This is a genomic window from uncultured Gimesia sp. (assembly GCF_937910335.1).
Taxonomy (GTDB): domain Bacteria; phylum Planctomycetota; class Planctomycetia; order Planctomycetales; family Planctomycetaceae; genus Gimesia.
This window is the reverse complement of record NZ_CALEMX010000503.1, coordinates 1-5,751: the sequence shown is the minus strand read 5'-3', so window position 1 is coordinate 5,751 and position 5,751 is coordinate 1. Positions and strand designations below refer to the sequence as shown.

The window sequence follows — 5,751 nt, the reverse complement described above, 5'->3', positions numbered from 1 at the left end:
ACGACCACGACCACGACCACGACCACGACCACGACCACGACCACGACCACGACCACGACCATGATCATGATCATGATCATTGACTATGACTGCGACGGTAATCAGGAAGATTGCCCGAGCGTACGAGTGAACTGGCTGATATAGAATTTGTTAGTAAGTAAAGGATGACTTGCCAACCATGTTTGACACGAGTGATTTCAATCTGATCCTGACAGGTGGCATGATACTTGTTGTGGCGTGGGCTTTAAGGAAAACGTTTCGCAATCAGCGTCGCGTGCGTGATCGAAATCCATTACACGAAGCACAACACGAGTTGACTCAAATTGAGCAAAGCCAGTTCAATCGGCTCAATCAACTTGAAATCAAACTCTATGAATATGGGAGAGAAGTGGAAGCCCGGACGGATAACCGCCTGCGTGTCCTGGATGAATTGCTTCAGGAAGCAGATCGAGAAATCAACCGCTTGAGACAGCAACTTGCTCTGACTCAGCAGAATCCCGAAGATTCCGCACGCAAATCGAGCCCTGATATATTGATGTACGAAGATTCGCGTTCGTTCACAGTTACTGCAGAACAACGCTCAATGGTAGTCTATCTCAGTCAGGCGGGGTTTTCTGCTCAGGAAATCAGTAACTGCTTTACGCTGGATCTACCTGAAGTCCAGGCAATTCTGGCTGAAGAAAACAGTCCGCCAAATACCGATGTTGCATGAGCGGTTCTTCACTCATTTTCAGAGATCCGGTTATGCGTTAACCAGTTCGTGAATGGGTGATGCTTCTACCAGGCTCAATTCCTGATCATCCTTGCTGGCCAGACAGCTATTGGAATTTAATCCCAGGTGATGATAAATCGTAGCCGTCAATTCGGATGCATGCACCGGGCGATCCACGGGAGCGCTGGAGCGGGCATCGCTGGCACCCACTACCTGACCACCGGGAGTATTGCCGCCAGCGACCAGGGCTGACCAGACATGTGGCCAATGGTCGCGGCCTCCAAACGCATTGATTTGCGGAGTACGACCGAATTCTCCCGTGGCAACCACCAGGGTATCGTTCAGCAGTCCTTTTGAGGAGAGATCATCAAGCAACGTGGAGAGCGCTTTATCAAAGGCAGGTCCCAGCAAATCCCGATACTCATATACTTTTCCGGAGGTCCCTGTTCCCGTGCCGTGACAGTCCCAGGTCAATTGCTGATGCAGGTCATCGAATAAATTCACGACCACGCATCGCGTTCCCCGCTCAACTAGTTGCCTGGCCTGCAGCATTAACCTGCCAAATCGATGTTTGCCGTATTGTTGCTGAATCGCTCTGGACTCTCCTGCGATTTCAATTTCATAATCACCATTGGTTGATGTATCCCCGACGGTCGTCGCCGGTTCAAACGCTTCTCCCAGAAATGTTGACTGCTGTCCCCGATAGGTATTGACTCCTAGAGAACCGACTAGACGTGGCAATACAACAAAAGGTGGCGCATCACCTCGTGGCCCCCATTGCCGCGAAACAACAGATCCAAAACAGGGATAATTCGTGCTGCCCTTTGATAAGCGCCCCGTGTGAATCAGTTGGTAACCGGTTTCGTGAATCGGAGCGGCATCATGATACATTGAGCGAACCAATGAAAACTGCCCTGCCCGTTGCGCTAATTGAGGAAAGGCTTCACTCAGAAAAATACCAGGAACTGCTGTCGAAATTGCTTTCAGCGGACCGCGAATTTCGGATGGCGCTTCAGGTTTCGGATCAAAGGTTTCCAGCTGGCTGGCACCTCCGGTCATCATAATTAGAATACAGTTCTTCTGCGAACGATCTCTCTCTGCAGCTGCTAAAGCGGCCCTCTCGGCCATTGATAATCCGGCAAAGCTCAAACTACCAACACGGAGAAAATCCCGCCGCGATACTTCAGAATGTTTTTTTTGGGAACTCATAAAGAATCTTACTCGCTGCTTATTCAGAATATTTTGTCTTTATCGGGGCGTTGGTATTATACCAGCCTTGGTCTATAGTCGAAGTTTTCCTGTATTATAATTCAGCTTGTTTCTGAAACTTAGGCTGCAAATCAAAAGTTCATGCCGAATCCTTGATCTGAATCTGGGCCCCCTGATTTAAAGGACTGACCGTTCTTAAGCTGCAAAATTCTCCGTAACCATTTTGTGTTATTATACTTGAAACATTTTCAGCATCGTCAGAACTCGCGCAGACTATGGACAAAGTTGGCCCCCAGGAGGTTTGAGCTATTCCCTGGATTCCTTTTGAATTCAGCAGGTTTTCCAGCTCTACCATCCGGGGATTGGCAAAAATCCCCCCTTGAGCGGGTGTGAAGAATCCACCCACCGTATGCCCAAACGCTGTCAAACCAGAACTGAAGGCTTCAAAATCACGCGTTTTCAAGGCCGGGATGAGTTGCATCAGCACTAGTCGGCAGAGTCTCTCAGTAACTTCGAGGGGCATCGGACCTAACTGCTGAATCGCATGCGCCTCAACATTTCCGGATATTCCTGGCTGATCAATGGGTGTAATCAATAGAATTTTCCAGTCTTCAGGGAAATCCGTACGTAGAACCAGCGGGCTGATTTCATCCGGTTTACATTTACCCCCCTCTACCAGAAATCCGCCTGAATCGAAACCATGTATCCCCAGCGCCGATCGCGCACCGCGCTGCACGCGCCGCGCTAATTCCATAGAAGACAGGATTTGCTCTTCCAATAACAGTGTAAGCGCACGCGCGACCGCCAGACTCAATTGCGTTCCTGAACCAAAACCAGAATGTAAAGGAATCTCAGAATTTAACTCCAGAGAAAAAAATTGCTCTCGCAAAGAAGCTGCCAGATGACGACGGGTGGCATCGATTGCGGCTGCAATTTTGGGACGGCATTCCTCATTACAAAGAATGGTGTCGTGTCCCTGCGGTGAAATCTTAGCGGAGAGAGTCAATGAGGGATCTTCCACCATGAGGCCGATACCACCAAATTCGCGTCCTGATGCGGGCGCAAGGGATAGCAGTCCCCAATGCAACCGGCTTCCAGTAGTGATCATCACTTTGCGTGACATGACAAATATTTGCTTCTGAGACGGATTGTATTTTAAAGGCACGATGTTTTAAGAATTATGCTTTAGCATACGCTTTGGAAATATATTCTTCCAGTAAGTTGAATGCCGCCTGTTCTTCCGGACCTGCAGTTTTTTTCACAATTTCGGCTAAGGCACGGTACTGATTCTCTAACTCACTCTGCTCAATGAGATGCGTGCGTGTTGCCATGATGGCTGCTTCCAGCACAGCATGTTTGGCACGATTGAGTCCAAAATAATCACGAATGCGGCCTTGGTGAATCACCTTCGCCTGCATGACAGTTCGTTCATTTGTTTCATCAATACTCTCCACCTGAAATTCATACCAGCGACAGGCAGACTGTAAAACAGCGCCTGAAATGTGTTCCGCGGGAAATGTTTCTGGAAGATCTTCCAGTAAGCCAATGGCCGCTTTTGCCAAAAGTAAAACATCGTCCACGACATGAAAGACTCCGCAACGAGTTTCTTTCAAATTGCCGAACGTGCGAGATGTCTGAAAGGGGCGCAGTACCAGCTGAGACATGTCTGAATTGACCACTGGCCCCATAGGAGCAATATTTAATTCTCCCTGTCGGTTTTTCGTGGTAACCATACCTTCCAAAATCATAGTAACTGCTCTCTGAAGGAACAAACTCACATTCGGCACGCATCTGGATTGACGACCACGTGTCCCAATATCTCTGGGCCAATATCTCTGGGCCAATTCGATTCGACTGATTCTATTCTGACTGTAAGAGGCTACGGTTATCTTGTAAATATTCACAAATAAACGTTCACAAGGGCTGCATTACAGCTACCATCATAATCTAGAACAGACTCGGGTGAAACCAGTGAGTGCTCTGAAAATGCCAGCTGTGGTCAGTTATCCTGAGGGACACACAGAGTCATTCCCATTTAACAAGCTACTATCTCGTAAAGCCGACGTAGAAGCTGAAGACCTGTGTCTGGTCGAAGGACTCTTTTGCCAATGGCACAGAGAAATCCAGAGCAACAGGAACCGGTCCCATCGCAGGCACGGTTAAACGAAGTCCGGCACCGACGGCAACACGGAACTGATCAAGAGAAACGTTTTCTTCGACGGTACCGAAATCACTGAAGAAGACCATTTGGATCATCTCATCGGCAGTAATGGGCACCATGTATTGGGCACTACCCAGGAATTGCCAGCGACCCCCGACAGCAGTTCCATTCTCTCGGGGAGTTACTCCACGGAATTCAAATCCACGGAATGTCTGGAAACCACCGGCAAAATATCGTTCAAATACCGGAGTATCAGAATCGGTCCAACCTAGTGAAGCACTCAAAGAAAGAATGTGACGTCCACCACCATCGGGTCGTTTATAGATAGTAAAGTATTGGCTGGCATTTGTTTCCAGGCGACTGTAATCAAAGTCTCCGACGGCCTGCTCTGCTGCAAATTCGAGGAGATGCCCCTCGGCTGGTAAAAATGCCGCGTCACGTGTGTCGTGGGTGGCTGCCAGTCGGAAGGTACTCAGTAAATTGTTTCCTACTGACTGCTGAACAATCGGAGGAGTTGGTACCCGTGGATTCCGCAGGTCGACATTTTCCAAGCGGAACTGTCCATTGATTGACCATTCCTGGGTCAACTGCCGACCCAAAGTCAAACGTGTACCGACGCGTTCTTCATCCCAGTCTTCATAGAATCGAGTGAAGTAAAATCCGCTGACACCCAGACTGAAGTTGGTATCCAGGAAATACGGATCCGTCCAGTTCACCAGGTAGCGGCTGACTTGATCTCCGGGAACGGCTTCCGCCCGAAAGCGTTGTCCGCCACCGCGCCATGCAGTACCGTCCATGATATCTTCAAAACTGCGAGGCGGTCTGAGGATGTCAAAGTTTTCTTCCTGCAGAACAACTGATCCTACAACACCCGCATCACTGTTTACACCGACGCCGAACATTAGACGACCAGTACGACTTTCGGATGCATAGACATCCAGATCCACCCAACCTGGTTGCTGTTGGGGGAAATCTGTTCCTAAAGGATCGCCCAAAGGACTGTTTCCATAAAGTGGATTCAGGGGTTCGGGAATTCCATTTTCGAAGTTCTGGCCGCGAAAGATGCTTGTTTCCTGTTCCTGATTCTGTTCCTTGAACAGTTTCTGATCAGGTTTCGGTCCTTTGAACACTTCTTGTGCGCGTTTTGGTCTATTGAGTTCGCCACCTTGAGCGCGATTCTGGTCGCGATTCTGGCCACGCAGGATATCATTTTTACGAGCTTCAGCTAGTTCCCGCTTAGGATCTACTTTGGTCACGTTGATGCGGGGTGCGTTTTGGCCTCCCCGCTCGAAGACCGATCCCCCTTCAATGCGACGTTTACTCTTGGAAATTAAACGTTGATTTGCCAGATCGCCGGGAGCGACCAGTAGGGGATTTGTCAAAACGGAACTCTTGGTACGGGGATTGTCACCAGCGATGTGTGGTGTAATCCGCCGAATTCGATACGGTTTGTCTTCGTTAATTTGGTAGACCAGATCGACTTCACCTGGGGTCTCTAAAAAACGGGGGACCGGATTCACTCTGGCAAATAAATGGCCGCGCTCTCCATATTTGAGATTCAGTTCTTCAACATCTTTCGAGAGGGTACGGCTGTTGAAAAATTCACCGGCAACTAATTTAATCTCATCGCGGATTTCGTCTTCCGAGAAAATGCGATTGCCATCAATTA

5 protein-coding genes are annotated in these 5,751 nt (G+C 48.9%); 1 reads left to right on the top strand and 4 read right to left on the bottom strand.

Annotation, left to right across the window (positions count from 1 at the left end; genetic code table 11):
• The first annotated feature begins 178 nt into the window (after window positions 1–178).
• Window positions 179–712 carry a hypothetical protein gene (locus Q0668_RS20630; protein WP_298868090.1) on the top strand — a complete coding sequence of 178 codons (534 nt, stop codon included), beginning with the start codon at window positions 179–181 and terminating at the stop codon, window positions 710–712.
• A gap of 30 nt (window positions 713–742) precedes the next feature.
• Here Q0668_RS20630 and Q0668_RS20625 read toward each other — a convergent pair whose 3' ends face one another.
• The 4 genes from Q0668_RS20625 to Q0668_RS20610 form a co-directional block, all read right to left on the bottom strand.
• Window positions 743–1,921 (bottom strand): DUF1501 domain-containing protein, encoded by a 1,179-nt coding sequence (locus tag Q0668_RS20625; RefSeq protein WP_298868088.1) that lies wholly within the window; start codon window positions 1,919–1,921, stop codon window positions 743–745.
• Between the two features lie 139 nt (window positions 1,922–2,060).
• Window positions 2,061–3,044, bottom strand: a complete 984-nt coding sequence (locus Q0668_RS20620) for a beta-ribofuranosylaminobenzene 5'-phosphate synthase family protein (protein WP_298868086.1) — start codon at window positions 3,042–3,044, stop codon at window positions 2,061–2,063.
• 55 nt (window positions 3,045–3,099) lie between these two features.
• Window positions 3,100–3,669 (bottom strand): DUF447 domain-containing protein, encoded by a 570-nt coding sequence (locus Q0668_RS20615; protein ID WP_298868084.1) that lies wholly within the window; start codon window positions 3,667–3,669, stop codon window positions 3,100–3,102.
• A 298-nt stretch (window positions 3,670–3,967) separates the two neighbouring features.
• Window positions 3,968–5,751, bottom strand: a 1,784-nt coding sequence (locus Q0668_RS20610; RefSeq protein ID WP_298868082.1) for a BamA/TamA family outer membrane protein, incomplete at its 5' end; no start/stop codon positions are given.